Origin of the sequence: Cryobacterium sp. LW097, from assembly GCF_002205495.2 — a bacterium.
GTDB lineage: Bacteria > Actinomycetota > Actinomycetes > Actinomycetales > Microbacteriaceae > Cryobacterium > Cryobacterium zongtaii.
This window is the reverse complement of record NZ_CP021994.1, coordinates 143,643-169,719: the sequence shown is the minus strand read 5'-3', so window position 1 is coordinate 169,719 and position 26,077 is coordinate 143,643. Positions and strand designations below refer to the sequence as shown.

Sequence of the window (26,077 nt, the reverse complement as noted above, 5' to 3'; positions counted from 1 at the left end):
TGGGACGTAACCGAGCTGGGCGCCGAGGCGCCGGGTTGCCCGCGAGAAGATACCCAATCGCGTCCGAACACTGTTTGAGTTTCGTCAGAGGCGGGGACCTGGGGTCACCAAGTCATTTGTAGTTCGCGATTCAAAAGCTCTTTGGTGGCTTGTTCAAGCTCTGTCGGCCATGGTGCTTCGCACGTCTCGGACAGCTTGCGGGCCCTGCCTAGATATGCGCTTGCAATGCACTGTTGCGCATTTCTGAGGCTGAGCTCGCTGAGCCCAAAGGCCGGAATGGACGTCAGGCAGTGCATTTGTCGACGCTCAGATGGCCGCCAATTCGCTTACTGATCATGTCGCTTCTAATCCCGTTCTCGGCGAGCAGCAAGTTGATTAGGAGGCGGTCGCGGAGCATCGAGGTGGCCTGCGATTGGGCGATGAGATCGCCCCGCCAAACCGACGCGACAGACTGGCCGAGGAAATACAGGAAGATCTGGACGTCCTGTGCGGGAAAGAACGGCTGACCGGGGCTGCTCGGTGCGAGTTCCGCGCTCTGGACCTGGTTGTCGCGGTCAGGAGAACGCGGCGCGTTGCACCCGAGCGGGAATTCACTTTGCGAGGAGTGAACATTCAGGTCGATATGAATCCAGTCGGAAGTGAGGCAGATGAAGGCTCCCGTCACACCCGGGGATAGCGTCCGAGAGCACCAGGTGCATTTGGGACTCCAGCCAGCCAGTGGCGGCGAAGCTCTCCGGGTCCAGCACTGCCAGGTGGAGATCTAGATCGCTCCAGTCATCTGCTATTCCCCGTGCCAAGCGAGCCTTCTAGCCAGACTGATCGGATGCGTTCGTCATCGGCACTACTTGTCAGCAGCGTTCGAAGTGTTGGCCTGAGCCGAGCCGGCACGTCCGCCAGTGTGGAATCCATAATCGGATTATTTCATCCGGATGATGGCCTCGGAATCTGGGATCAAGCAAACACGCCGAGAGCTCTCACGATGCGTTCTTGGATTGCTTCGTTCGATTAGTGATGAGAGCCGCCGTCTCGTAACGCATGGGATACGGTGCAGCCGGGATTATGAGACATCGCGTGACGGCTTGGACAGCGATTAGCGTCGATAGTCTGGTCGTATGGGCCAAGTCGCGGTGTTTTGTGAACGGTATTCCGGGGGCCGGCAAATCGACACTTGCGAAGGCCCTGGGCCCGGAACTAGGTTTCTCGGTCATTTCCAGGGACGCAATAAAAGAGGCACTTGCAGACCTCGTCACAGTAGACATGCCTACACAACGAATTGGGGCCCTAGCTGCGGATGCAATGTGGTCAATGGTCGGGATGATCGATGGCCCAACACTTGTCGAATCATTCTGGGCGACCGGTAGGGATGAAGAGTTTTTCAAGCGTGGCTTGCGAGCGTCTCAGGTTGAGCAGGGAATCGAACTGTGGTGCGAGGTGCCTCGGGAGCTTGCACGATCTCGATATATAGAACGCACCCGGCACAGAGTTCACACCGACATGGCTCGCTTGATGAATGGGAACGCATGGTGAGGGTGGCGCATCCGATTTCAGATTTTCCGACACTGCAGGTGGACACCACGAGCGCCGTGGATGTGCCCCAATTGGCTGTCACCATTAGACGGATGCTGAACTTGCCGATGCGTGAGGCCCGTAGCCTTCATATCGACTAACGACTCGACTGCGTAACTCGAGTATCGACGTCGCCATCCCCTAAACGAGGTGTATTCGGCGTCGCGCAACCCATGGGATATGAGGCACAAGGGTTAAGAGTCACATCCCTATGGACGACGAGGATGAAAGTCGAACGGGGCGAACCCGCTGCGTGCGCTGGACACCGTAGTGGTGCCATTGGCCGCGGCCACATCGCGCGGGGCTGATGCAACGCGGCCGGATTAGTGTTCGGTCCAGCAGGCGAGGATGGTAGTAGCTATTTCATAGGAGAATGCGGTGCGGGTTATGCCATGCGGCCCGATCATATCCGTCAGCTTTCTGGCGTCAACTTGTAATGTCATGTTGTCTTTGAGGAAGACGACCACGCCGTCTGCGGTTTCGTACGCGGGGAATCCGAGATTCGCGAGTCCTTCAATGGGTTGGACTGAGGCAAGGTTTCCTTGCATCGTGTCGAAGTAGCTACGGGCAGACGCTGCGTCCGAGGATTCCTGCACCGAGATCACGAATTCTCCATCAGTCAGATGGTAAATGCAGGTGTATTGACGATTGATCCAGCTGTCGACGGAGTGTGGCGGTTCGGCGAGGGCCAGCGCACGTGTGATGTTGTCGCGTGTTTCGGTGCCACAAATCATCTGTGATGCTGCGGACGGCACTGCCGCCGCGCTGCCTGCCGAGCTCGACTGCGGAATCGGGGAGGCCGAGGTGCCTGGCATTGACATTCCGGGTGCCATTGCGTTCTCGGCACCGGAGGAGGTAGCGGCGCAGCCAGCTAGCAAAGCTGTGGAGGCCACCACGATCGCAAGCAGCAGCCAGTCGCTTCTATCGATACGCGTCTTCGTTCTGCTACGCCGCATGGTCGGACACCAAGCTGGCGTAGACAACTACGTTGTCTGGGTACGTACGAGTGGTTTCGTTGAACTCGCCACCGCAGGTGATCAGCCGTAGTCCCGCGTGGTCGGTGTTGCCGTAAACGGCGAACTGCGGAAAGCTATCCTTCGGATATTCTTCCACTCCATCGACCACGAATACAGCCACTGTTGCATCGGCTCGTGTAACCAAAATCTCATCGCCGGGACGCATATCGCCGAGTCGGTAGAACACCGCGCGCCCCTGCACTCTGGAGTCGACGTGACCCAAGATGATCGAGGGTCCGATCGTGCCGGGGGTGGGCGAACCGGTGTACCAGCCGGCAGGAGAAGCTTCGTCCAACGACGGCGTCTGCACCGTGCCGTCCGGATTCAGTCCCAATTGCATCAGGACAGAGTCCACGTCAATTGCGGGGATGTTGATCTGGGTGGGCTCGGAGGCGGTCATGATCGGGCCAACAACCGGGTCAACCTGCGGAGCCGGTGGCACGGGGATGGGCTCCGGTGAGGGCGTAACGGAGACGGGCTTCTGAGCGGGGGGCGCCACGGCAGCCGAGGCTGGTGGTCGTGGAGGAGGGGGGTTGCCCCATAGGGCGAAACCGGTCGCCGTGCAGCCGACGGCGACGCACAGAACCGCCGCCGCGGTAGCCAGACGGCTACCGCGACGACGCTTTTCAGCCGGAATAGTCACCGGGGATCGAACCGATCTCAGCCGCGTGCGGCGAGACGTCGACGAACCACAAGCGCGCCACCTGCCGCGGTCAGGAACCCGGCACCGAGGGCGAGAAGGCCAATGTCAGCACCGCTTGAAGTGCTGCCACCGCCGGTTTCCACGCCACCATTAGGCATATTCGATTGCGACGCACTCAGGGCGCCGCACAAAGCCGGTGACGTAGCCGCCAGGGGCAGACTCGGAACCAAATCGCTTGGCGCGTCCTGTGCTGCTTGAGACAACGTGGCCGGGTCGAGACCGTGGACCACCACGACTGCCGTGCCTGCCTCTAGTGAAGCCGCGGTGGCAGCATCCAACGTGAAGGTGCGGTTGTAAGTGAAGCTTGCACCCATCCCGGCAACCGTCAGATCAGTTCCGGCCGCCGGACTCGTGTCACCGCTGGTGGACAACGTCGTACCAATCTCTCCGTAGGACGGTTGACCTTCGGTCGTGCTGATCACACCATCTCCGTCGGTGTCAGCTGCCGTGGTAGGGCATACCCCCTGCGCTCCGATGTGGATGTGCTGCACGTGCGGATACGGCTTACCGTCGAAGGTCTCGGCCAGTCCGCTGACGGTCTCGGTAACCGTTGCTTGGTCACCGGAAACCTGGATGGAAATCGTACCGCTGCCATTACTTCCGTTAATCGAATCGAGCGTTCCCTGGTAGGACGCGTCGCCTGTGGCCGCAACGGCGGGGCCACTCGTCAATACGGCCACGCCCAAAGCCAACGCTGGCACAAACAAAAGTGCTGCTTTCTTATTCATCAAAATCCCTTACTAGGAGGTAGTTTCGAAAACATACTCGGAGTGAAAAAATGAACGGGTATTCTGCCGCTGATCCTTTGCGCGAACAGCCTCTTTGTCAAGAGCTACTGGGCGTTCGTCAGCCGACCCGCTAGTCTGCAAGCCCTGCATGCACAGCTCCTTTCGCTGATTCGGCGGCAATGAAGTCAGTTGCATGGTTTGAATCCATCAACGGACCGTCCGCGAACCGTCGCAACTCTCGGACACTCCTCGACGCCTGCTGTCTTGAAACCCTAAGGATGCGAGGCATGTCCGGATACGAGACACGTCCCCCGCCGCGCGTCGCCTGAAAAGGCGATCTCCCGACGTCTCGTATCCCATGGCTTGTGAGGCAGTTGGGTTAGGAGACACCCGACCCTTCCATGACGTCCGTCTGTCAGGCTGCTACTCCGGTTGAGGATCCGGAACCTGCGCTCTGGGGTGTGTGGTGTGTGGTGGCCGTCCCCGGGCTCATTCGGAGGGGGCATAGTGTGTACGGTATGACTGGCGAGGACTCCTTGAGCTTTGTCCACACAACAGTGGAGGCCTTGTCGCGGAGGAGGGCAACCACCGTGCCGGCGAGTCAAATCGCCATAAACGGTGTGCTACTTGATCGGCTCCTGGTGTCGCTGAACTTAGATGACGGCGCAGCGCCACCTGACACGCTCGACATGATGTGCGCGCCCCTTCAGATGGACCTTTCAGTCGAGCATCGTGTGGCGTTCCTTAAGGCACTGCGGGGTGACAGGTGGTCCACCGACGACCTTCAACCCGGTCGGGTCCCAGTCGCCTTTTGTGCGGTTTGCGGGAACTCAAGCTGCGGACACATTTGGTCCGTAGCTCTGACGATGTCACCTTCCACCGTCGTGTGAAAGGGTGTTGGGTGGGAAATTGAGACGTCCAAGAGATTGGCTCCGCCGAGACGGCAATTCTTGAGGCGGACAGTCACGCAGGAGTTCGTTGGCTGGGTGCTCGCCCCTTTCATCCCCGAAGTCACTTTCATGTTCGCTCGGGAGAGTACGAAGGGGCGATCCTGCGCGAGATCGAATACCAAACGAAGGACTCCTCGAACCACTAGGTAAGCGAGGCATCATTCTCGGTGCAGCGAGACCTGAACGAGCAGGGCCGCCGTGTCGAAACACACGTAGGACCATTTTCGTATCCTCGGTCTCGGGGACAGCTCGTCACAGTGTCTCTGAACGGTCGCCCGAGATGAAAGGACGCGCCCGCCTGATAGACGAACGCCTAGTTGCTCACGATCTGGGTTCTCGCCACGCACGGCTGGGCACTCCCTTGTTCCGTCGTCGGCGGCATATGCGGCCGCACCTACGTCTCGCAACCGATGGGATATGAGGCACCTTGATTGCGAGACCAACCACACCGATCAGACGTAATTGCCGCCCTTGCCTCCACGTACCCTAATGCGACGATCTAGGACAAGGCTCGCCCAGACCAGACCTACGAGGACGACACAGTTGACGGCCATAGGAATCGGAAACGTCATCGTATACAGGAGCACTATGGAGAGAGCGCCTGTTAACGATTGAACTATGCGTTGGGCCTTCTCCAAGGATGAAAGCTTGGCTGCGTCTTGGTCGTTTCCCGGGTGTTCGGGCATCTACGCTCCTCTGGGCTAAACGCTTGCGGGATACGGACGAAAGATTCATTGTGGCCTTGATCCTATACACCGGGTGGCACATGCAAGCCGGCGCCATTCACACCGTGCAGTGTCTCGTATCCCTAGGGATATGCGACGTCTCACCCACGCTCCGATCGTGAAGGCCGCGACTAGGATGCACGAGTGACTGACCACGAAATCAAGAGGCGCAGGCGTGTCCTCGATGGACCCGACGCTGTACGGGTGGGCGCAGCGCTTACCGGAGGGGGTTTTGTCGCAGTTGCCCTCTGGCCGTACATCTTGACATTTCCGAGTTCTGAAGATGTCTACTCGCAGTGCATTGGGCTCACAGCCGGTCACCTCACACACATCAACCGGTCAACCTTCCCCACACAGATCTTCTGCGAGACCGAGGACAACCCATTCGCAAGCGCGCTCTACCCTTTTTGGGCATCTGTGGGAATGAGCTCCCTGTTCGCACTCCTGGTCTTTGCCGGGTTCTACGGCGTCTGGATGATGGCGCGCCGCGACCGGCGCTTAGACGGTAGGACGTGAGCTGACCGATCGCGAGACAGCCAAAAGCTGTGAGCGTCGAGGCGTACGGTCGCAACCATCAAAATCCGTCTCGAAACCCTACGGATGCGAGACTGGTCTGGATACGAGACAAGTCACCTGCTGCTCATGGCGTGCACAGGAGCGATCTGGTGTGTCTCGTATCCCGTGGGATACGAGGCAGCTTGATTGCGAGACGCCTCACACACCTGACGGTGCGCGGTGGGGTTAGATCTGGCCGTGCCCGGGTCTCCTCACGGGGAGACGGACATCAAGCTCGCCGCTCAGTCCTCCCCGTGAGCCAGAGCGAGAACGGCTTGTCGTACGGGTAGCAGTGGTGCTTTGAAGGTGTGGCCCAAGAGGCGGAACTGTCGATTGCGTCGGCTGAGACTTCCCGGCCGCGTTGGACGGGCGGGCACGGCTTGGAACTTGAGACGGGAAGTAGCCAACGTGAGACGTTGTTTTTGACGAGGGCCCGATGACCCTTGCTCGAAGGATGAGGGTGCGGCGGCCCCTCCTCAGAATGTTTGCGGGGCGGGGCCGCCGAACGGCAGAACCTCCGCGCGCTCGACGCCATTCTCGTACCAGACGAACTCCGCTTGGGTCAGTATCTCGTGTGGGTGATCCTCCACCTTTCGCTGGTTCTCGGTGTGTGTCTTCCTCCAATCGGCCTCGCTGAGGCTGTTGCAGTAGATGAGTGAGAGGTGGAACACCCATTCTTCGAGCGGGAGCTCGCCAATGCGGCAGAAGTCGGCGTCGTCCAGCCTGGTTGTGAGGCTCGAGTAGGCATCGATGAGGGAATCAGACCGTTGCAGCCGGGCGATGAGCACCTGAAACGGAGTAGGGAAGCCGTCGACTCGATCGACGCGCACCTCAATCGGTTCCTGTCGCTTCGCCCATGCCTCCAGGGTGCTCTTGAGTTCGTGCACCCTGCTTGGCTCATAGAACCCCCGCAGCGTGACGTGTCCCGTATTCGGGTGAGTGATCGAACTCGGAAGTGATTTGCGCATCGTCGCTTGCTCTGCCGCGTAGAACGTGGCGACGTGGCTAGCGGGTCGGAGTACGAGATACTGCTGACCGTCTAGAGAACCCAACAGCGTGGGGTCAGTCATGAAGCCGTCTTGCATCGTGCTCCCCCGATCGAATAGATGGCTCATGCTATCGTTCCGCCGTCGAACATCTGCCTTCCGTGACAAGGACGGAGTGAGCGTTGCAGTTGCTAATTAGCCATGAGTGGAAGAGGGCGGGAGGAACGGGATGAGCGGCTGCAGTCGAGTACGGAAACTCGCGCAACCGAGTACCTAAGACGACGATGCGCGAGGCGCAATAAACGAGGCGTGAAATGTCTCGTAACCCTACGGATGCGAGACAGGTCCAGATGCGCGACAAGTCACGTGGCTCTAGTCACGTCAACAGGCGACTTCCTGCGTCTCGTGTCCCATGGGATACGAGACGCTTGGGTTTCGAGACGCCCAGCCGCGGCCAATGCAACGGCCATCCACTTTTTTCCTCGTCAGCTGGGCGGGGCGTGGTTTTGATCCACAGGGCTCCGCGGCTGTCCGGCTCGGCTCGGTGCCGGCGTGTGCGTCGCTGTGGGAGGCTTGCGGTGTGAGCGGAAGACTGCACAGCAAATCCGTCCACGACCCCAATGATCCTGTCGGACGACTCCTGTTTAACGTGCTCGCCATGGTTGCCGAGTTCGAATCCGATCTGATTCGTGCCCGAACGCGCGAAGGCATGCAAGTCGCGAAAGCGTAAGGGCGACTCCGTGGGAAACAACCGAAGCTGTCGAACACTCAACAGAAACTTCTCGTGGAGGTGCACAACGCCGGTACTCACTCGACAGCAGAGATTGCCGAGCTGTTCAACGTCGCTCGCTTGACTGTGTATCGGACTGTCCAGCGACAGCTCGGAACCGGACGCTGAACAACCGCTCTTTACCGTTCCCGTTGCCGGGCACTCTCGCCCTACAACGGGAACGCTCACTGTGGCAGGGCTGATTAAGGTCATTGTCCCTCCAGCATCCCTGTGAGCAGCAGGAAAACGGTGCTGTATAGGACAAAGGACTACGCAGTGGCGGGAGAGGCAACCATACGCACATCCTTGTTTTCTACAAGCAGGGCGGCGTCATCCGGCAGCATCGTCAGTCCGAGCATTCCGTCCAGCCGACGAGCCACCTCAGCGATTACCTCCGGCGGGTACGGCGGCAGCTGACCATCAGCATGAGGCAGAATCACCGCATCCACGAGTCCGAGACCGCTGAGATCATCCAAGGACGTTCCGTCCGTGTGGCCGTCGAGTGCAATCGCTGTATCAATGCTTTTCCCTGTAATTATAGCGCCGGCGCTGGCTCCGATGTAAGGCAGCCCTGCGCGGACCCGCTCGATCAGGACTTCGTCAGTGCCTGTGCTGCGCAGAATGGCCATCAGACAATCAGCCATACCACCGGCTACATAGACCGCATCGACGGTATCAAGTGCGGCAGAAAAATCAGCAGCGGTACCGTCTCCGATCGTCAGCGGGACGAGCGTGTATCCCAAACTTTGAAGCTGAAGACGTTCCCGCTCAACAAATGGAGCATCACCGAGCGGCTTGGCTGCGTCATTGATATAAGCGATACGGATGTCCGAGAGAGAGTCTGATTTCAATGTGCTGAGGAAATCTGGAACAGCGCCGAGAAATCGGGAAAGTAGGAGAAGCTTCATGTCATCACTGTAGGCGGAGCCACTGACAGGCTCTGCGCCAGATGGATCGCCGCACACGTGGGGATCATTTTCTAGGATCGCATTGAGACGACTTCAAAGTCACGTGGGCCGGACCTCCAACGGGTACTCGCGCGGAGGCTGGCGCTTCCGACACTCCCAAATTGTGACGGTACTCGTTTGACTGTCCCGACATTAAGCCCGATGACGGGGCGCCATGCGCACGAGCTCGTCGTCTTACTGTCTCGTAACCCTAGGGATATGAGACGTCTCACGAGCGTCATTTAGGCCCCATCAACACTGGCGGAATTATGGGGCTCGGCGAGTCTCATAACTACGTCGCGTAACCTCCTGCTTAAATTGCGACACTAACTGTTAGTTATGAGACACCCAGGAGCATCGTGACGTAACTGATCGGCTACGCGCGTGTATCAACGCGCCAGCAATCCACCGACCGGCATCCCCAAACGGACCTTTAAGCCGGTCAGTCAACGGGGGAAACGCGTATCAGATTCCCGTCCGGGTCTGTGACCACGAAAGTCCGCCCGAAGACGTCGTCGTGGGGCTCCTCGATGACTGTCACCCCCTTCGCGCTCCATTCCGCAAATACGTCGTCAACGTCGACCGAGACCATCAGCCCCAATTCCGAACTGCGCGGTGTCTGCCTCGTCACGGTCTCGCCACGACCGCTCCACAGCGCAAACAACACGCCCGGTGCTACCTGAAACGGGACATATCGGGGTGTCACCGTCACTGGCTCGATGTTAAAAAGTTCGGAGTAGAACACCGTTGCGCGTTCCACGTCAGAGACGTAGATCAAAAAGAGGTTCGGAGCTGTCATGCCAAGTCCTTCCATGGAGGCGATGCAAGTTGTGCCGAGCATCACACACACCTACGACGCTGGCGTGCGTCAACGTCCCCTATTGAGCGCGAGAATCCGATTCGTCCGGTGTCGGCTTCCTTTCGATGGGCGAGTCGCTATCCGCCGCAGGTCCCGTCAGTCCGGCGTCGGTCATCGCGGCGACGATCTGTGACAGGTACGAGACGACGATCAGGGTGATGGTTACCAGTAAATCAGCGGGTCTCGGCCATATTTGGTAGACTTGACGCGCTACCAGGGAGGTACTCGTGAGCACGTCGACTACCGGCAGAACAGTTGCACATGCTCTACGTGAGCGCGCAGTTGAGGATGCCGTGCACAGTGCCGCCATGGAGGGGCTGACGGTCACCGCAGCTACTCGAGCAGATGCCGACGATTACGCGCGCGGGTCGATCGATGTTGACGAGCTGATCGCTCGTATCGGCACTCGCCACAACGTTGGCTGATTTCGCCGATCCTTATATAGACCCCGCGACAGGGCTGCTGCGAAACCGCATCGGCGCTACCTCTCAATCGGTACTCAACGCGGCAGAGGCCGATTACGGACTTGCGCGCACGGTTGAGCTTGTAGAGCGCCCGGTGAAAGTAACGGCGGATCTGCGGCACCTGCAGTTGATTCATCAGCGCTTGTTCCAGGACGTCTACGACTGGGCCGGCCAGCTGCGCACGGTCGACATACGGAAGGGCAGCGACGCAACCGCGGAATTCTTCATGCCGGTATCCCGCCTGCAGACGGGGGCCATGTTCGCATTCCAAGAACTCGCCGACGATAACTATTTGCGCGGCTTGGATCGAGAGAAATTCGTCGACAAACTCGCCCACCACTATGACCAAGTGAACTACCTCCACCCGTTCCGCGAGGGCAACGGGCGCACCCAACGCATTATGTGGACCCAGGTGGCGCGGGAAGCCGGCTACGAAATGGACTGGCGCAACGTGACGGGCGCGGTCAATGATCGGGCCTCCCGTGACGCGATGGAGAAACAGGATCTCACAGGGCTGCGATTGATGTTTACCACGATCATTCAGCCTGTCAGCGAGCCAGCTACCGACAAGAAAGTGGAACTGCAGCGCACCGTGGACGCTCTACGTTCCCGAGCCCGGGACTCAACCGCACCATATCTTGCTGCCTTCAAACGTGCTGGAATCACGCCACCTGCCGCCAGCACTACGAGGAGGCCGACAGACGCGAACCGACACGACCGGGATGATCTGAGCAGGCGACAAGCAGGTACGGAACGCGAGTGATCTTGTAGACGTCACTGAGAAGTCGGCGGTGGTCAGAAGGTAGCGCCCGTGGGAGTCCGAGTGCGAGTTCAAATCGCGCAAAGTGCGTGCGGCGGACGCCGTGGCGCAGCGCCAGGCGAACGTCCGTAACGGGGCGAGGGCTGCGGGAGTGTCCGCCAGTTGATCGGCTATCGAGACGACAGATCAGCGGCACTGCGGGCGTGGTCAGTGAGCCTTGCGTATATGTACATGTCCCGAGGGTGGCCATTTACTCGTTCCCATGCACGCAGAAGACCCTCACGTGCGTATCCGGCACGCTCCGCTGCTCGCCAGGAACCTTCATTCCATGGCTCGACGTACAGCTCCACCCGATCGAATTCATCGAGTTGAATCGCCCATGCCGTCAGGGTGGCGAGGGCATCCGCAGCGTATCCCAGGCGACGCTGGGAGGGCCCGATCCAATAACCTACGCTGGCACGTGCGCCCGCGCCAGCACGGAAAAAGAGGCCGATGTGCCCAACCGCGCGGTCGTCTTGGTCCGCGATTGCGAAGACATAGCCGGCCCGCGCGCGAAGCCGGTCGTGCTGACGCTCGATGAAAGCCAACGCTTCGGGTTCACCTGCCGTATCCGGGACGGTAGTCAGTACCGGGATGAGGGGATCATGGGACGCCTCTTGAACGATAGCGACGTCGGACTTGCGCCATTCGCGAAGTCGGACACGCTCACCGGAGAGAACGGGAAGGGCAAGGGGCACGTCACTCATGCCCTGATACTGCCACGCCCGTCACTGTCAACGTGGCCGGTGCCCCATCCCCTATCGGGCGTTTCAGTCACTCCTCTGAGCCTTCGTGGATGAGGCTAGCCGGCGTCAAGGAAGTACCCCAAGGCACCACTGACGATTATGAGCCACCCCGACACGACGAGGACGGCGAGAGCGACGATGAGCCGCAACGCTGACTGACGTTCGTCACGATTGTGCACGGCTATTGTCTGTCGGGCGGATAGGGCGACCTGTAGGTCTGTGCAGGCGTTGCTCACGCGGGGGCATGGCGGAGCGGCCGTTAGGCGGTCCGCCCTATGAGCATGGTTTGAAGATGCCATGCTTTCTCCATGAGTAATGACTATCCCCGAACAACACAGTTCAGTTTTCCTGGGTTTGCGGAGTTGGATGTGGTTGTGACCCGGAATTCCGCACTGAATGGGAACTCAGGGAGTTCTTCGGTGCGTTTCGACGTGGGAGGAGGAAATATTTGGTTGGGTGAGGAGATCCGAGAGTTCGACTCGGCTAGAGAATTTACGATTCAGCTTTCCGGGGAAGGCGAGCACAGAAACCTCGCTCAGGCTTTTCGGGCAGCGGCCGATGAGCTCGAGAGAGCATAGCGCCCTTAGTTGCCCGGAGGCTTCCTCGCTGGGGTGAAAGCAGAGAGCACCTACCTGTGGTGGCCGCAGATCGGCGGTTGAGGGCTTAAGTGAACGTGATCTTGTAGGCGAGGATATCGGCCGCTACTTGATCTACAGAGGCATCCGTCGATTCCGCATACCCGATCAGGAGGCCTAGCGCCTCGTTGGGGGAGGCGCTGGTTTGCGCCACGATAACGCCGGTCGCTTGATGCACCTGAGGGTTATCCCAACTGGGAGAGTTTTTGAACTGTTCTTGGGCCTCATCGGTCACGGTGTGTCTGCTTTCTGCCCCACTCGGTTGTAAGGCCCGACCCTAGTCTCGGACGGCACCCGAAGAGAGGTCAAGGAAAGCGCGAAGTATCACCAGGAAGGCATGACGGTCCTGTTAGAACCGCGCCCGCTCGTCCTGCGCTCAGCCTGCCACCGGCAGAACATCGGGGTTGAAATAGCGCACGCCGGCCCACAGCGTAAGGCACGGGGCAGTGGCCGCGGAACGATCCCCTATCGGACAGGCATGACGGAGAATGCCCCGCCGGGGAGGGGCATCGCCTACTACTTACTCCTTGGTCACGGCCTTATTCCAGCGTCTCGGCAAGATCCGTGACATCGGACTCGTTCGATCCAACAACCAGCCAACGATTCCCGTAGGTGACAGAGCGTTGGTCCTCTGAACCGCCTGAAGTGAAGGCCCCTTCGCTGGCTCTGAGTGCTGCGCCGTCATCGAAAGTGACTAGCAGAACACGACCGTTAATCGACTGGCAGGTGACCATTTCTCGTACCGCTTCTTGGGGCGGGACCGTGTCAGTGCAGTTGCATCCGTGGTCTTCGGCAGCATCCGTGAACGTAGTGGTTAGCTAGACCTGACCTGTACATCCGGCAAGCCCGAAGACCGGATTCTAACGGTGAGGCGCGGGAAGTACGCCGAAAGAAGTGACGTCGATAGGGATGATCGCTGCAGATCACGGACCGTCGACGTCTCTTGGATCGCTCAAGGCTGTTGCACGATCGTCTAGCGATTGAGTTCTGATACCGGTCAGATAGGACCCTCAACGGGTTGCCCGTGAACGGGCTCGGTGAGGACAGGGGCGTGCTGGTGGGGACTGCGGCTGTTCAGTCGTGGATCGCTGGGCTGACGAACGGGACTGCTCAGCTCGATGAGCCAGTCTGAACCAGCAGCACAGTTCGATGATCCACATAGGGCCTTTGGCTGTGGAGCGCAACCCCTTTACGGCCGGCGTGATCGCACTATACTCTCTGGATGCATGGCGTCTTCACAACGCGAAGTTGATCTTGCAGACGTTTTTGTGCTCCTCGCTGACTCAGTATGTGCGGGCCGCGACGTCGTCGACACCATGGACATCCTCGTCCAGGCCAGCACCGAATTCACGCCGGCGACAGACGCCGGAATTCTCTTAGCCGATAGCGGTGGTGTTCTTCACGTTGTGGCGTCTTCGAACGAGCGTACGAGCGAGGTCGAAGAGGCTCAGCTTGGTTACAATCAAGGCCCATGTCTGGACTGCTTCGCTTCCGGGGAACCTGTAGAGGTTTCTGATCTCTCCGAAGAATCCGGACGGTGGCCTCAGTTTGTTGCGATTGCCCTGTCGCAGGGATTCGATGCCGCGCATGTTTTCCCCTTGCGCCTGCGCGGTCACACTTTCGGGAGCCTTGACCTCTTTAGTTCCGCCCGCGAACCGTTCAGCGACCAGGACGCAGCGTTGGCGTTGGCCTTGGCTCAAGTGGCGACGATCAGCCTCGTCCAGCAGCAAACCATCCGCAATCAAGGCACGGTGAACGGTCAATTACAGCAAGCGCTGAAGAGCAGGATACTCATCGAGCAAGCTAAAGGTGTTTTGGCGCAGCGCCACGGGGTGTCCATTGATGCAGCCTTCTCCTTGCTCCGCACCTACGCGCGCGCCAGCAGTTCGAAGCTGCATGACATCGCTGATGGTGTCGTGCATCACGGGCTCTCGTTATAGATGGAACGATTGAAAGGTTCGCTTGAGCGCCCTCGCCTGAACTAAAAGTCCAGGGTTGCTTGCCTTGCGGCCGGCACGTCGGTCGGCAACGTTCTTGTCGCGGACTTGAAGGCGACGCCGGAGCGGGTCGTGGCATGGACTGAGAGTAATGCGTCGGGCTGCGACTTCGTTATCTACGTCGAGGTGCACATCCCACAGGACACTGGGCTTGTCCGGCTGGCAGGCCGATACCCTACCGAGCTGTAGCCGCCAGCCCACGGCCGACGACTCCAGCCTGCAGAGAATCTTCTATCTAGGGCACCCAGATGAAAGCTGATGCCGCAGCCCCAATGTAAAAGAGAGCTAACGGCGGCGTACCCGGGCCTGAGCGGCTTCCACGGAAATAGGCACCCCGGTAGATGTCCACTGGCTGGGGTCGAATCCATCCCGAGCCTTCAATTGCCGTGGCTGTGGTGGTTATCGAGGTGGTGGGGTGCGTTGTTGACTTCGTGGGGGAGGGCTGTTGCAACTGGTTGGATGGATAGTTTGATTTGGGGGCACTGTTGTTCTTGGGCGTATGAGTCCACGCTTACGGCGAGGTGGTTTCGACTCCACATCGTGTGCGGGCTGCGGGGATTGCGGTCGATGATCTCCGGTGCTCCCAGCCGAGTGGTGAACTCGTTGATGAGGGCGCCGTAGCCTGGCGAGATAGTTGGGCCCGTTGCGGTGGTATCTAGGAGGTAAACGCTGAGCCCGATCCCGTGCGGGGGACATGCCGTCCACGCACCCCACACGTCCAGCTCGGGGCAGTGCCAACGCCCTACCCGAACCGCGCGCTCCCGGTTCCGATGCGCGAGGAGCACGTCGCAGGAGTGCCTCTCGAGGAGAGCAACGGCGTCCTGGTCAAGAACGGGCCACGTGTCCGAAAGCAAAGAGTCGACCAGGTCAAAAACCTGGCGCGGAGTGGCAATGATGGTCATTGGGCGACGTGGCTTAGGACGACGTGGCTGTGTAGCTTCATGAGCGCTCCTGCACGCGAGTGTCTTCTTACTCAAACCCGCGCTTGCCCATAGCTGACACCCTGACGCGACGCTCTGTCAAATCCTGGCTGCGCTCCATCAGCGGTGCGCAGTTCTCGACGGTCACGGCGCGCCTAGCTTGCCGCCTCGTTTTGAGTATTGAGCGTTCGCAACTTGCTCCCAGGCGTCCGCTTCGGACAGATTGGACAGATCGGCCAGGTCGAGTCCGGTGAGGCTGGCGATATTCATGGTGGGCCTCTGGAGCCTCCGGGAGGGTTCAAGTGGCGGGGGATTGCCGCCGATTTCGACTGGTTGAATGACCGGATTGCGGGGCGGCTTTCGTGTAGGCGAAGGTGTCGGCCCTAGCTTGCCTGGTTGTTTGCGGCGCCGCCCCAGACCGGGTCCTGGCGACGGACGAGATGGTTGCGGTCGAGGTCGTCGCTGGCATAGGTGGCCTCGCCAGTCTGTTCGTCGGCCGGGATACCTGAATCGAGATGCCAGTTGTTGCTCTGGTCGACATCGACGAGCTGATCGCCGTTGATGTTGACGTCAGTCTCGATCGGAAGGGCTCTCAATGGGCCCAGGAGTACGGTGAGTTGTGTGCAGGGCAGTGCACGCATCGGTGCACCGTCGGTAAATACCGGCAGCGTCAGGGGAAACTGGGGGAATTCGGTTTTGTATCCAGCAGGAGGAAATACTGCAGCGTTCATGTCGACGGTAATTCAGCTGCAGTCGGGTCACGTCCCTCTAAAGGGCGTGGTTTTTACGGCAAGAGTGGGGCCGGAACGGGCCGGCGGCGCGTGCTACGGGCCTGGCACCTCAACCGGCGTCGGGTGTAGATCGACCGGTCACAACCTTTTGCTTCTCGGCTGCCGTGAGCCGACGCATTCCAGCAGCGGAGGTTCTCTGTGTAGCGCAGTGATGTGCAATGTGGGCGTTCGAAGCGGAATAGTGTGGTGACGCCATTGACCGGGGTATCCGATCAACAGAAGCTGATGCTGAGTATGGCTTCGGGCAGTCAGGCTGCGTTCGGCCTGATTTACGATCAGTTGAGTGTTCCGACGTTTGCGATCTGCAATCACTACCTGAAGTCCCCGGCCGCGGTCGACGAGGCCATGTGCGGCCTGTGGCTATACGTCTGGCAAAACGCGGCGATGTTATCGAGGCGTGACGGCTCGCCTTGGTCGATCATCATTGAAACAGCGGAGCGCCATGCCAAGTATCACGCTCAGACAGAGCGCCTAGCCCGAGGAACGGATACCTCTGTGTCCGGATAAATACTGTTCCGCGGGCGGCTCCGGCGCGCTGTCGCGCGCCGCCAAGAGACGGACGGCTACACGATCCGCGATATCGGCGAAGTGCTTGGCGTCTCATATCAGCGCGTGCACCAGATCACCCATTAGAACTATCGACCAGGAGACTCAATGTCAGCTAACGAAGACGGCTCACAGATCGAGATTGCGGATGAGCTGGCCGAGGTCGCCCGGTCGCTTGCACATGCCACGCGAACCGTGCCGCGCCCCTCTGATTCGTACGAGCTGCTGGGAGTCCTTCAAGTCGCACAGCAGTCGCTTGCTCAGGTTTACACACACTTGGCGACCTGGCACAGGGATACAGTCGAGGGCACCCATTGCAATGGCACAGACGGACACAGTCTCTACGGTGTTCCCGCTACGGTCGCCGGTGCCAGCGAGCAGGTAACGCTTCTTCTCAAAATTGCGGCGGCCTCCGCCTCGGAGACGGCCGACCTGGTCGGCAAGGCCCAAGCTGCGAATGGCGTCGTGTGTTGGTTCGATGAAGTGAAAGAGACGGCTTAGACCCAGGCCATGACGGGGAGAACTGAAAGCTACAGAGCCCGAACGGTTCTGGTCCCACGTCGTCAAATGCCCCGCCACCGATGACTGCTGGATCTGGACCGGCGCAATAGCCGATGACGGCTACGGCCGATTCTGGACCAAGGAAGGCGACGGCCAAAGGGTCATGCGCCCGCAGCAGTACGTCTACCAGCTCGCGACCGGAGCGGCACCCCTACGTGTCAGGGTTAGGTGAGGCCAGCAGCTCAGAGCAAGTTCGCCGTTTGATGTAGGGCGAGAACCAGGAAGTCCCCGATCATGTCCAGCCCATCGTGATCGTCGTGCGCGACGATAGTTCCATGAGTAACAGCAGTCCCGGCCCCAGGTCCGGTGGTCCCACGCCCCGCCGGTCGTACACGCCGGCGCAGAAGCTTGAGCATTTGGCCGCGTATGGCGACGCCATCACCCGCAACGAGGGCAGCGCGTATTTGCGGGAGCAGGGCATCTATTCCTCGCAGATCACCGAGTGGCGAAAGCTGCGCGACGCGGGAGTCCTCGAGGGCAAACAGCCCGGCGAGAAGATCGGCCGGTTGAGCGCAGAGCAAGCCGAGATCGCCAAGCTGCGCCGGCAGCTGTCGCAGGCTGAGCAGCGGTTAGCGACCACGGAAGTGGCGCTGACGATCATGGGAAAAGCACACGAGCTCTTGGAGCAGTTGTCCAAGAGCTCGCGGGACGAACCCCCGCACGCGAAATCCTGATGGCCGTCTACCGCGACCTCACCGCCGCGACCATTCCGACCCGCACCGCAGCGCGCCTGACCGGAGTTTCCCGGGCGACCGCGACACGAACACTCGTGCAAACCCCGACTCGACGCGTAGTCGTGGTGCCGGTGAACAAGCTCAGCGCGACTGAGCGGGCCCAGATCTTGACGTTGGTCACGTCGCCCGAGTTGGTCGATCTGGCGCCGATCCAGATCTATGCCCGACTGCTGGATCAGGGCGTGTATTTGGCGTCGATCTCCACGATTTACCGGGTGTTGGCCGCGAACAAGCTCGTCAAGGGACGCCGCCGCCTGGCCCGTCAAGGGCCGCTACTTCGACTGCTACGTGATGATCGATATTTACTCCCGCTACATCGTCGGCGCCTACGTTCACGCCTCAGAATCAGGTGAGCTTGCGCTGGAGATGATGAAGGAGACCTTCGGTATCCACGGCGTTCTGCACGTCGTTCACGCGGACCGGGGCACGTCGATGACATCGAAGACCGTGGCCGCTTTGCTCTCCGATCTGGAGGTCACGAAGTCGCATTCGCGGCCTCGGGTCAGCAACGACAACCCGTACTCCGAGGCGTGGTTCAAGACGTTGAAGTTCGCGTCGGTGTTCCCGGAACGCTTTGGCACCCTCGGCGAAGCACGCCTGTTCATGAGCCGTTTCGTCGAGGACTACAACCACACCCACCACCACACCGGCATCGGCTTGAACACTCCCGCCGACGTTCACTACGGACTTGCCGCGGGCCGCACCATCGAACGCGCCAAGGTCCTAGCCAAAGCCCGCGCGCAGAACCCAGAACGCTTCAGCAACAGCGCCACACCAAAGATCCTCGCCCTGCCCGGACCAGCCTGGATCAACCAACCCGCCGAACTCGCAGTCGCGGAGGCCGAACCGAAACTAGCCGCCTAAACTCACGCTGGCCTCATTCACCTTGACAAATTCCGACTCGACCTATGAATCGTATGAGACGACAGCGCGACTGGTTATCCTGCCGCGGTGCGGGGGAGTCCAGCTTGACCGACTCACCGTCGGGCGCTGCGACCGCATTGTCCAAGAAATTCTGGAGGAGGAATCGATCTCGAAGGCACGTCACGCGCGCGCGGTGTTGAGTCTCATCTGTGGCTACGCCGTGCGCGACCACGCGATGGGTGCTAATCCTGTGCGCGACGTTCAGCGCTTGCCGACAACGCTGAAGAAGGAGTCGACACTCACCACGGTGCAAATCGCCAGCATCCGCAAACTCATGCAGCAGTGGAGAATCACGCGGGAGGATGGTCCGCGGCCCAACTACCGGATCTTGATCGACGGCATGGAAATCATGTTGGGCACCTCGATAAGGATCGGAGAATGCCTCGGCCTGCGTCGCTGCGACGTGTACATGACGACCCTGCCTCCGACCCTCATCGTCAACGGAACCATTGTCAGCACGAAGGCGGAAGGGATCCATCGCAAAGACTCTCCGAAGCGCTCCCGACAACGGCGCAGCATCGCTCTCCCATCGATGGCCGCAGCGGCCGTTCGCCGCCGACTGGCCCTCGCCGAACCTGACCCCGAGGCGTCACTGTTCGCCACCTAGTCCGGCCGTACACTGAGCGTCAGCAATTACGAGCGTTTGCTCTGTTCGTTCATTGCCGACGAGCGCGTAAACCTAGTCAAACTGGGAGTCGATGTCGAGGAGTACACCACGTATATCTACCGACGCACCGCTGCAACGCTCATCGAGCGGGCCGCCGGTATCACGAGAGCATCTCGACTGCTCGGCCATGCGAACGAGCAGACCACTCGAAACAGCTACGTTGTCACGGCCGACCTGGTCGACCCCGTGACGGCGAAGATCCTCGACGCTGTGCTCGGTGGTTGGACAAGGTCAGACGATTCAAGAATGAGTCCGTAGGAGGAACCTTGACCGGGCACGGGGGACCGTCGCGCCCATAAGGCGATGGGCGCGGCGGAGACGGTCAAACGGATGAAGCGTCGAGGGGGTTGCGGTACGAGTGCTTTGATGATTCTTTGCTGCGCCATACGACAGCGCAGGCAGGGAGGTGAAAACCAAGCCCAAGGCGGTGGCGATACTGAGATCCGTCCACGAACGTTAGCAACCGTGAGTGTTGCTCGCCACCGCGGCCGACCGGATCGGCACTTCCCGTGAGCGGCAATTAGTCATGGCCTGGCTAGCTGGCCGGGGACCGTTGGATGGGGCGACTACAGTGGCGCCCTGGTAGCCAGGGCTCCTGAGCAGGCGGACGACGGATTCGTCGTCTCTTTTCCTGCTGCCACGTTCATAGGCCTAAATAGCGTTCCGTAAGCCGGAGCGCCTTTGCATTTTCGGTGCACTCATCGTCTCAGCCCGTCACGATCAGGTCGTCGGTGGGCTCGGGGATGTCCGCCGGCCAGGGCCCGATCACACTCTCGAGTTCCTCCGCGGTGGCGTCGACGATCCCGGTCACCTCGTAATCGGACCGGCTGGCCGCCGGGTCGTCCGACTGCGGTAGCCCGAATTGTTCCAGGGCAGCGGGCCAGTAGTCCCACGCGACCGGATCGCCATTCGCCGCCTGAACGCTGACCAGTGCCCCGTCGAGTTTCTTGTCGTTGACCGACCAAGCGGTTCGGAACAGCCAGTCAGCGAGCGCGTCGGCGTCACCGACCACGAAGCCAGGCTTGAGCGTGACCGAGAGGGAAACGTATCGGCTCACGGTGAAGCCGCTCATCGAGTCCCCTACGACGACCCGCGAGGCGGCGATGCCGGGGTAGGTGAGCAGGCGTGTCTGGGTGGTTTCGGCGTCGGCGCCGCGACCTCCGCTGCAGCCGCTTAGGAGCAGTGCGCCAACAACGGCCAGAGTGGCGAGTGCCACTGGGCGGAAATGCTTTTGCATTCTCGGTGCTCTCATCAACTCACCCCGTGACGATCAGGACGTCGGTGAACTCGGGGATATCCGCCGGCCAGGGACCGATCAGCTTTTCAAGCTCTTGTGCGCGTGCACCGACGATTCCGCTTTTTTCGTAGTTGGCCTTTTTGAACTCGGACGTCGCCGAATCAGGCAGCCCGAACCGGTTCATGGCGGTCCGCCAGTAGTCCCTGGCGACGGGCACGCCTTCCGCGTCCCGAATGGTCATCATGACGCCGCCGTTGATTTTGTCGTGGTTGACCGACCAGCCGGTTCGAATCAGCCAGTCCACCAGGGCATTCGCGTCGTCGATGACGTAGCCGGGTTCGAGTGTGACCGTCAGGTGGACTGATCTGCCGAAGCGCAAACCACTCATGGATTCACCCATGTCGACGTTCATTGCTGCGATTCCGGAATAGTCGAGCAGTCGTGCGTCGGTGGTCTCGGAATCTGCGCCGCGACCCCCGCTGCAGCCGCTGAGGGCCAGCGCCCCGCCGGCAGCGAGAATGGCGAGGGTCGGAGGCGGAGAAAAGTCGTCCGGCCCGGATAGGGCTCGTTGATGATTGCCAAGATGACTTTCCCTCAAGCATGGTGAACACAGCGGTACAATGGTTACGCTAACAGACCGCCGACAGTCCATGGAGCGTGTGGCTCCGTCTCCACTGATCGGGGAAACCGGTGCAGACCCGGGTGAGCCGGTCAGGGGCCGCAGCAGCGTTTTCACCATGCACGAAGTGGGGTCCTTCGGGTCCCGCGCTCCCGTGCGGACAAAGTGCAGCAGCGAGGCCATGAACTTGGTCGCTACGATGCTGTCTGCGGCAAGATCGCCGACAGGCGATGGCGACGAAAGCGGCACCGGCCCGGCCGAACGAACACGATCGGGTAGCTCCGGAAGTTCCGCGGAATCTACGAGAAACGTGCTCAGGAAGGTGCCCATCGGTTGCCTTCCACAAGCCGTCGACCGTTCACACGTGGGCGTGAAACCCGGCGATCATCGGGCCCCCACTCCACGACGGCCTCATCGACGCCCTAGACGGCCTACCCGTGCTGCTGCGGCGCTCGTTGACGTGGGATCAGGGAACCGAGCTGGCCCGGCAGGTGGACATCACCACAGCCACCGGCGTCCCGATCTACTTCTGTGATCCCGGTTCACCCTGGCAGCGTGGCTCGAACGAGAACACCAACGGCTTACTGCGCCAGTACTTCCCGAAAGGAACCGATCTGAACGCACACAGCGCTCAACACCTCCTCGAAGTCGCCACCGAACTCAACGAACGACCCCGCAAAACCCTCAAACGCAACACTCCGGCCGACCTGCTCAGCGAGCTAGTCTCGAGGAAGGAATTAGCCCCTGTTGCTTCCACCGCTTGAAACCGCCCATGGGATGTGAGTCACAACGGTTGCAAGACACATTGGAGTGTGACTCCCAGTGACGGCGACAGCGGGCTATGGCACGAGGTGCTGGGTGATTCGGCCGCGTCCTTCGATCAGCTCGATCTCCGCAAGGGCACCGTTGACAAGGGGCATCTGCGGCGGCTGATGGCCAATGTCAAAATCTACGATGACGGGAATGCCCAGATCCCCTAGCGCTCTCTCTACCGCGTCGCGTTGAGTGAGACCGTCAACTGCAGGGGCGGTCGTGCGTCCAATTAGAACTCCTTTGGCGTATGTGAACCACCCGGCTAAACGCAACGACCAGAGCATGCGCAGCACGGTCGAAGCTTCTGCACCCGCCACTTCAAGGTAAACGATTACGCCCTCGGGGGCATGGCGCTCTGCAAAGCCAGAAACGTCACCGAAAGGTGAGCCTGCGAGCAGAGGGACAGTTTCCAGACACCCGCCGATGAGGCGACCACGCATTCGCGTGGTTCGGTCGTTGCCCAGCGTTCGCCAGGTAGTTATCGCTTCGTAGGCTGCATCGCGGGTGAGCGGCTCATCCGCCCAAGCGCCCCACGGCCGTGACCTCCGTCGCGGCGCCGAGGACTGTGTGAAGGACGTCCCCACTGACATGGACGCCACTTCGGTCCACCGTCGGAATTCCTTTGGCAACTCCCACGGCTCGTCCATCAGGTTTGCTCCGTGGATGGTTGCAACACCTGTTGTGATGGTGAGTGGCATGAGCAGCGTGGCAATGTCTGACCAGCCGACGAACCATTTGGGGTCGGCAGCGAGTGCCGACCAGTCAAGTTCCTCTACGAGCTCTACCGCCAGCTCGCCGCCCCACGGAGGAAGGATCGCACGGGCCGGGCCGGCGAACGCAGCGCTTAACTCCGATCGCCGTTCGGCGGCTGGAGCGGGTACGAGACCGTCACGCCGAGCGAATTCCCCTACGACCACGGTGAAGCCCCGTGCTTCGAGGTCGTGCGCCCCTCGGTCGAGTCTTGGGTGCAGGTCCGCTGGAACCCCCATTGAAGGGGCTGGTACAGAAATCTGATCGCCAGGTGAGAGAGCACGCGGGTATCGCACGTTGGTCATCGGCCAACTCTAGCGAGCAGCCGGCGGTGCGAAGTCGCCACCGAACTCAACGAACGACCCCGCAAAACCCTCAAACGCAACACCCCGGCCGACCTGCTCAGCGAGCTAGTCTCGAGGAAGGAATTAGCCCCTGTTGCTTCCACCGCTTGAAACCGCCGCCCGTTCACCGGAACCTATTTCGGACGGGTCTATCGGACGCGGATTGGCCGCGTCATTCCGGTGTGACTTTGGGTGCTTTGTGGCGGCATTCTTTGATCACTATTTGGCGCATCGACCTGGTTGCCGTCGCTAGCTCAGAACGGTAGTCAGCGTCTTGTAACCCATGGGTTACGAGGCGTCTCATGGGTAGGTCGTTTGCGGGCTCTCGACGCCGGTTAATCGCGTCCATTCGTAAAATCTTGCGCCACCGTAGGCGTACTGGAAAACGAAAACTGTGGGAGGAACTCGAACCGACCTGGGCAGTGCCGCCATCCCGCACGGCCCAACGGATCTGCTGCATGGTGAGGTGTCTGTTTTTAGTCATGCAGCCGTCGGGGCTGGCGTATTCATGATGGTCTCGAACGCGATTGCGGCAATCGGTCGATTAGTCTCTATCTGGTAGAAATGCGTTCCCTGGCGGCCTCCATCAGACGGCGTTGAGTGGTGGACTGCTCGGGATTACTGAGCAGCGAATCTAACACTCTGATTGATACTTCCCTCTCCGCGGCATTGAGCCTGATGCTCTCTCGCTCAACAAGAACAGTCATGGCCTGTACGGGCTTCCAGTACGAGAGTTCACTGCCGATGTGACTGAGCACTTCTAACACGGGCTTTCCGCTGAAGGGCTCCAGTGACGCTATTACAAGTGCTTTCACTTCCTTGTGCTCATGGACCGCAGCCTCAGAAAGTGCACCCACGTCGAGGTCGTCTCGGTTGATCAGCGCAAGCGCGAGTCTTACGCCAGCTTTTGCCACGGTTCTTGTCTGATCCTTCATGAGCTTTCTCGCCATGGAAACAAGACGGTCTGCTCTGACAGTCATTGTGTTGTTGTTGACCGCAGCGGTTATTCGATCAGCAACTTGACCCCGCAGATTCGGCTCTGAAGTTATATCAAAAGAGAATGCTTCAATGTCCTCGAAGTTGATCCCATCAAGCGGCAGTTCGTTTCGAAGCGCGCTCTTTATCAACTCCTCAGGTGACGGCGGCGCAACGTTCGCTCTTTTGATCAATTCCTTCAGGTGGCCTGTCAGTTGCGTAGCGAAATCCTCAGGGTCGCTGTAATCGTTGTAGCCCTGTTTCTCGGAGCGCATCCGAACGAAGAAATTTTGGACCAGCTTGAACTGTTTCTTGACGATGCGGACCTGCGCAGTGTCACTCACATCAACGTTGAACGAGCCTGAGCGACGATAAACAAGCACTTCCGGTGTTCCATTTGCATGATTACCTTCGAGGGCGTCCTCATATTCCCACTCGGTACCGGTAACCAGGCGACCGTCATCTTTGGCATATTCCGTGCCTAGATGTGTCCCAAGCCGTCTTCCTATGATCACCACCACAAAATCACATTCGCTAGGTTTCGGGAGCCCTGCGGTTATTGCCGCTTGGGGGTCCATCGAAGCCAAGAGCGGAATCGCTGCGAACGGCCCATCCCAAGACACGAGCTCGAGCGTGATCTGGCCGCGAAGAAGGGGATCATAAGGAAGCCTACTAATGACTTCAAATACCGCTAGTCGTTCTGCAGCGACATCTGAGGGTGACGCTGCGAAAATTCGAAAGTGACGTGGCACGAGCTAATTTTGCACTACATCGGGAAATTCGTTCGCGATTTCCGCCCTGTAAGGTCAAGCCCTGGTGGTGGTGTAGCGCGGTGCTCTTTGATCGCTCGGTGTCGCGGTCAGGGCTGGAACCATTTTCGATCGCATGGGTTATGAGGCACCTTGGTTACGAGACTAATCACACATTGGTCGGTGAGTTCCGAGGGCCGCGGGGTGACCCCACATCCCAAGGGTTTCGCCAGAGCTACCTTCGTCGATGCGTTGGGTTCGCGCGTCAGGGGACGGCGTTGGCATCGCGTTGGGGGCGTAATGGCCAGGAGTTCCACTGGCCCGAAGCCGGTATCGCAGTTCGCGCAGCCACCACCCGCTCGTTGGGGAGCTCCTGGGTGCTTGTGCGCCCGGCTTGCATCCCACCGCCCAAATCATCGAGCCGATATGCGATCCAATCGCCCGACACTGGCGCGAAGCTCTCTGAGTAGCCCCCGGACACCACGGTACGCACGGTCCATTCGAGCTGATCTATCAGTTCCGTGACGTTGTCGTCACATGCGTCGCAGCCGCACGCGGGGAAATGGAAATCGTGTAGGGAACCCGCGTGGAGAAATACACCTGGAAACCGCGAGAGGACAAAGGTGAGCGGGGCCGCTGCATGCTCCCGTGGCACGATCCTTACTACTTGAACAACATCTCGCGGCTGGAGAAAAAGGTCGGCAGCGGCGTTCAATGATTTCTCGACGTCAACGTCGAAAGTGCTCCGCAACCACTCGACGAGTGCGAGGGCGACGTCGTGAAGTGGCGCGAAGCGCTCGAGATGAGTTAGACGCGAATAAGCGTCTTCGGGTGGGGACTGCCCTCCCCAACGATTGCCGTAATCGATAGGGATGCCCTGCTCGTCGCGATAGATCCCTACTGGGATCGCGGGGCGCCGATACTCACTCATGGTCACACGCTAGTCGTCAGCGTTCTCTTCATCGAGCGATCCCTGCCGGGCGCTCCTCCGCCGTCTCGAAA

At 60.0% G+C, this 26,077-nt stretch carries 26 protein-coding genes and 3 pseudogenes; 12 read left to right on the top strand and 17 right to left on the bottom strand.

Annotated features, from left to right (window positions below):
- Positions 1-283 precede the first annotated feature (283 nt).
- A complete protein-coding gene (locus B7495_RS18725; RefSeq protein ID WP_088458299.1) occupies positions 284-664 on the bottom strand; it encodes a hypothetical protein in 381 nt (126 codons plus the stop codon).
- 371 nt (positions 665-1,035) lie between these two features.
- Here B7495_RS18725 and B7495_RS19770 point away from each other — a divergent pair, with 371 nt between their 5' ends.
- Positions 1,036-1,527, top strand: a complete 492-nt coding sequence (locus B7495_RS19770) for an AAA family ATPase (RefSeq protein ID WP_088458298.1) — start codon at positions 1,036-1,038, stop codon at positions 1,525-1,527.
- A 362-nt stretch (positions 1,528-1,889) separates the two neighbouring features.
- Here B7495_RS19770 and B7495_RS18715 read toward each other — a convergent pair whose 3' ends face one another.
- From B7495_RS18715 to B7495_RS18705, 3 genes are all read right to left on the bottom strand, one after another.
- Positions 1,890-2,387, bottom strand: coding sequence for a hypothetical protein (locus B7495_RS18715; RefSeq protein WP_240632529.1), 498 nt, complete (start codon positions 2,385-2,387; stop codon positions 1,890-1,892).
- A 124-nt stretch (positions 2,388-2,511) separates the two neighbouring features.
- A complete protein-coding gene (locus B7495_RS18710) occupies positions 2,512-2,982 on the bottom strand; it encodes a class F sortase (protein WP_198415057.1) in 471 nt (156 codons plus the stop codon).
- A gap of 260 nt (positions 2,983-3,242) precedes the next feature.
- Positions 3,243-4,013: a hypothetical protein gene (locus tag B7495_RS18705; protein WP_088458189.1), complete on the bottom strand. Its 771-nt coding sequence runs from the start codon at positions 4,011-4,013 to the stop codon at positions 3,243-3,245.
- Positions 4,014-5,832: 1,819 nt separating this feature from the next.
- Here B7495_RS18705 and B7495_RS18695 point away from each other — a divergent pair.
- Positions 5,833-6,204, top strand: a complete 372-nt coding sequence (locus B7495_RS18695; RefSeq protein ID WP_088458187.1) for a hypothetical protein — start codon at positions 5,833-5,835, stop codon at positions 6,202-6,204.
- Positions 6,205-6,719: 515 nt separating this feature from the next.
- On the opposite strand, the gene B7495_RS18690 is transcribed toward B7495_RS18695, so the two are convergent.
- The gene (locus B7495_RS18690) at positions 6,720-7,313 is read right to left on the bottom strand and encodes a 2'-5' RNA ligase family protein (protein WP_240632528.1); all 594 of its coding nucleotides are present in this window, start codon (positions 7,311-7,313) and stop codon (positions 6,720-6,722) included.
- 520 nt (positions 7,314-7,833) lie between these two features.
- Here B7495_RS18690 and B7495_RS19455 point away from each other — a divergent pair.
- Positions 7,834-8,127, top strand: a pseudogene (locus B7495_RS19455) (recombinase family protein); the annotation flags it as partial.
- Positions 8,128-8,267: 140 nt separating this feature from the next.
- On the opposite strand, the gene B7495_RS18680 reads toward B7495_RS19455, so the two are convergent.
- A complete protein-coding gene (locus B7495_RS18680) occupies positions 8,268-8,906 on the bottom strand; it encodes a Type 1 glutamine amidotransferase-like domain-containing protein (protein ID WP_088458300.1) in 639 nt (212 codons plus the stop codon).
- 481 nt (positions 8,907-9,387) lie between these two features.
- Complete coding sequence (locus B7495_RS18675; RefSeq protein WP_088458186.1) at positions 9,388-9,744, bottom strand: VOC family protein; 357 nt, start codon at positions 9,742-9,744, stop codon at positions 9,388-9,390.
- 287 nt (positions 9,745-10,031) lie between these two features.
- Here B7495_RS18675 and B7495_RS19535 point away from each other — a divergent pair, with 287 nt between their 5' ends.
- On the top strand, positions 10,032-10,229 hold the full coding sequence (locus B7495_RS19535; RefSeq protein WP_134480608.1) for an antitoxin VbhA family protein: 198 nt from the start codon (positions 10,032-10,034) through the stop codon (positions 10,227-10,229).
- The gene (locus B7495_RS18670) at positions 10,222-11,031 is read left to right on the top strand and encodes a Fic family protein (protein ID WP_088458185.1); all 810 of its coding nucleotides are present in this window, start codon (positions 10,222-10,224) and stop codon (positions 11,029-11,031) included. Before B7495_RS19535 ends, B7495_RS18670 begins: the two co-directional genes overlap by 8 nt.
- Positions 11,032-11,198: 167 nt before the next feature.
- On the opposite strand, the gene B7495_RS18665 is transcribed toward B7495_RS18670, so the two are convergent.
- The 3 genes from B7495_RS18665 to B7495_RS18660 all read right to left on the bottom strand — a co-directional run bounded on the left by B7495_RS18665 (position 11,199) and on the right by B7495_RS18660 (position 12,683).
- The gene (locus tag B7495_RS18665) at positions 11,199-11,774 is read right to left on the bottom strand and encodes a GNAT family N-acetyltransferase (protein ID WP_088458184.1); all 576 of its coding nucleotides are present in this window, start codon (positions 11,772-11,774) and stop codon (positions 11,199-11,201) included.
- A 95-nt stretch (positions 11,775-11,869) separates the two neighbouring features.
- Positions 11,870-11,992: a hypothetical protein gene (locus B7495_RS19530; RefSeq protein ID WP_255416816.1), complete on the bottom strand. Its 123-nt coding sequence runs from the start codon at positions 11,990-11,992 to the stop codon at positions 11,870-11,872.
- Positions 11,993-12,476: 484 nt separating this feature from the next.
- Positions 12,477-12,683, bottom strand: a complete 207-nt coding sequence (locus tag B7495_RS18660) for an ANTAR domain-containing protein (RefSeq protein WP_088458183.1) — start codon at positions 12,681-12,683, stop codon at positions 12,477-12,479.
- A gap of 991 nt (positions 12,684-13,674) precedes the next feature.
- Between B7495_RS18660 and B7495_RS18655 the strand changes: the two genes are divergently transcribed.
- Positions 13,675-14,388 (top strand): GAF and ANTAR domain-containing protein, encoded by a 714-nt coding sequence (locus B7495_RS18655; protein ID WP_166788940.1) that lies wholly within the window; start codon positions 13,675-13,677, stop codon positions 14,386-14,388.
- Positions 14,389-15,509: 1,121 nt separating this feature from the next.
- Here the strand turns inward: B7495_RS18655 and B7495_RS19525 are convergent.
- Together B7495_RS19525 and B7495_RS18645 are read right to left on the bottom strand one after the other, a co-directional pair.
- The gene (locus B7495_RS19525; protein WP_255416815.1) at positions 15,510-15,635 is read right to left on the bottom strand and encodes a hypothetical protein; all 126 of its coding nucleotides are present in this window, start codon (positions 15,633-15,635) and stop codon (positions 15,510-15,512) included.
- 113 nt (positions 15,636-15,748) lie between these two features.
- Complete coding sequence (locus B7495_RS18645; RefSeq protein ID WP_088458180.1) at positions 15,749-16,096, bottom strand: DNA/RNA non-specific endonuclease; 348 nt, start codon at positions 16,094-16,096, stop codon at positions 15,749-15,751.
- Positions 16,097-16,339: 243 nt separating this feature from the next.
- On the opposite strand from B7495_RS18645, the gene B7495_RS18640 reads away from it, so the two are divergent.
- From B7495_RS18640 to B7495_RS18615, 5 genes and pseudogenes are all read left to right on the top strand, one after another.
- On the top strand, positions 16,340-16,663 hold the full coding sequence (locus B7495_RS18640; protein ID WP_088458179.1) for a hypothetical protein: 324 nt from the start codon (positions 16,340-16,342) through the stop codon (positions 16,661-16,663).
- Positions 16,664-16,789 carry a sigma factor-like helix-turn-helix DNA-binding protein gene (locus B7495_RS19765; RefSeq protein WP_121678523.1) on the top strand — a complete coding sequence of 42 codons (126 nt, stop codon included), beginning with the start codon at positions 16,664-16,666 and terminating at the stop codon, positions 16,787-16,789. It abuts the gene before it with no gap.
- A 21-nt stretch (positions 16,790-16,810) separates the two neighbouring features.
- Complete coding sequence (locus B7495_RS18630; protein ID WP_088458178.1) at positions 16,811-17,203, top strand: hypothetical protein; 393 nt, start codon at positions 16,811-16,813, stop codon at positions 17,201-17,203.
- A gap of 335 nt (positions 17,204-17,538) precedes the next feature.
- Positions 17,539-18,861: pseudogene (locus tag B7495_RS18620) on the top strand (DDE-type integrase/transposase/recombinase).
- A 22-nt stretch (positions 18,862-18,883) separates the two neighbouring features.
- Positions 18,884-19,528 (top strand): hypothetical protein, encoded by a 645-nt coding sequence (locus B7495_RS18615; RefSeq protein WP_134480607.1) that lies wholly within the window; start codon positions 18,884-18,886, stop codon positions 19,526-19,528.
- Between the two features lie 766 nt (positions 19,529-20,294).
- Here the strand turns inward: B7495_RS18615 and B7495_RS18605 are convergent.
- Positions 20,295-20,804 (bottom strand): hypothetical protein, encoded by a 510-nt coding sequence (locus tag B7495_RS18605; RefSeq protein ID WP_088458295.1) that lies wholly within the window; start codon positions 20,802-20,804, stop codon positions 20,295-20,297.
- 40 nt (positions 20,805-20,844) lie between these two features.
- The gene (locus B7495_RS18955; protein WP_151199610.1) at positions 20,845-21,774 is read right to left on the bottom strand and encodes a hypothetical protein; all 930 of its coding nucleotides are present in this window, start codon (positions 21,772-21,774) and stop codon (positions 20,845-20,847) included.
- Between the two features lie 46 nt (positions 21,775-21,820).
- On the opposite strand from B7495_RS18955, the pseudogene B7495_RS18595 reads away from it, so the two are divergent.
- Positions 21,821-22,208: pseudogene (locus tag B7495_RS18595) on the top strand (IS30 family transposase); the annotation flags it as partial.
- Positions 22,209-22,283: 75 nt separating this feature from the next.
- On the opposite strand, the gene B7495_RS18590 reads toward B7495_RS18595, so the two are convergent.
- The 3 genes from B7495_RS18590 to B7495_RS18580 all read right to left on the bottom strand — a co-directional run bounded on the left by B7495_RS18590 (position 22,284) and on the right by B7495_RS18580 (position 26,006).
- Positions 22,284-23,312: a S66 peptidase family protein gene (locus tag B7495_RS18590; RefSeq protein ID WP_088458294.1), complete on the bottom strand. Its 1,029-nt coding sequence runs from the start codon at positions 23,310-23,312 to the stop codon at positions 22,284-22,286.
- A gap of 590 nt (positions 23,313-23,902) precedes the next feature.
- Positions 23,903-24,847 (bottom strand): hypothetical protein, encoded by a 945-nt coding sequence (locus B7495_RS18585; protein WP_134480605.1) that lies wholly within the window; start codon positions 24,845-24,847, stop codon positions 23,903-23,905.
- 493 nt (positions 24,848-25,340) lie between these two features.
- Positions 25,341-26,006, bottom strand: coding sequence for a DUF6226 family protein (locus B7495_RS18580; protein WP_134480604.1), 666 nt, complete (start codon positions 26,004-26,006; stop codon positions 25,341-25,343).
- Between the last annotated feature and the right edge of the window lie 71 nt (positions 26,007-26,077).

Coding starts and splice junctions, on each gene's coding strand:
- B7495_RS18710 (WP_198415057.1), bottom strand. CDS start 2,982: ATGACCGCCTCCGAGCCCACCCAGATCAACATCCCCGCAATTGACGTG.
- B7495_RS19770 (WP_088458298.1), top strand. CDS start 1,036: ATGGGATACGGTGCAGCCGGGATTATGAGACATCGCGTGACGGCTTGG.
- B7495_RS18645 (WP_088458180.1), bottom strand. CDS start 16,096: ATGAACGCTGCAGTATTTCCTCCTGCTGGATACAAAACCGAATTCCCC.
- B7495_RS18705 (WP_088458189.1), bottom strand. CDS start 4,013: ATGAATAAGAAAGCAGCACTTTTGTTTGTGCCAGCGTTGGCTTTGGGC.
- B7495_RS18680 (WP_088458300.1), bottom strand. CDS start 8,906: ATGAAGCTTCTCCTACTTTCCCGATTTCTCGGCGCTGTTCCAGATTTC.
- B7495_RS18715 (WP_240632529.1), bottom strand. CDS start 2,387: ATGTCAATGCCAGGCACCTCGGCCTCCCCGATTCCGCAGTCGAGCTCG.
- B7495_RS18675 (WP_088458186.1), bottom strand. CDS start 9,744: ATGACAGCTCCGAACCTCTTTTTGATCTACGTCTCTGACGTGGAACGC.
- B7495_RS18580 (WP_134480604.1), bottom strand. CDS start 26,006: ATGAGTGAGTATCGGCGCCCCGCGATCCCAGTAGGGATCTATCGCGAC.
- B7495_RS18655 (WP_166788940.1), top strand. CDS start 13,675: ATGGCGTCTTCACAACGCGAAGTTGATCTTGCAGACGTTTTTGTGCTC.
- B7495_RS19525 (WP_255416815.1), bottom strand. CDS start 15,635: ATGAATATCGCCAGCCTCACCGGACTCGACCTGGCCGATCTGTCCAAT.
- B7495_RS18665 (WP_088458184.1), bottom strand. CDS start 11,774: ATGAGTGACGTGCCCCTTGCCCTTCCCGTTCTCTCCGGTGAGCGTGTC.
- B7495_RS18630 (WP_088458178.1), top strand. CDS start 16,811: ATGTCAGCTAACGAAGACGGCTCACAGATCGAGATTGCGGATGAGCTG.
- B7495_RS18590 (WP_088458294.1), bottom strand. CDS start 23,312: ATGACCAACGTGCGATACCCGCGTGCTCTCTCACCTGGCGATCAGATT.
- B7495_RS18955 (WP_151199610.1), bottom strand. CDS start 21,774: ATGGGCACCTTCCTGAGCACGTTTCTCGTAGATTCCGCGGAACTTCCG.
- B7495_RS18690 (WP_240632528.1), bottom strand. CDS start 7,313: ATGACTGACCCCACGCTGTTGGGTTCTCTAGACGGTCAGCAGTATCTC.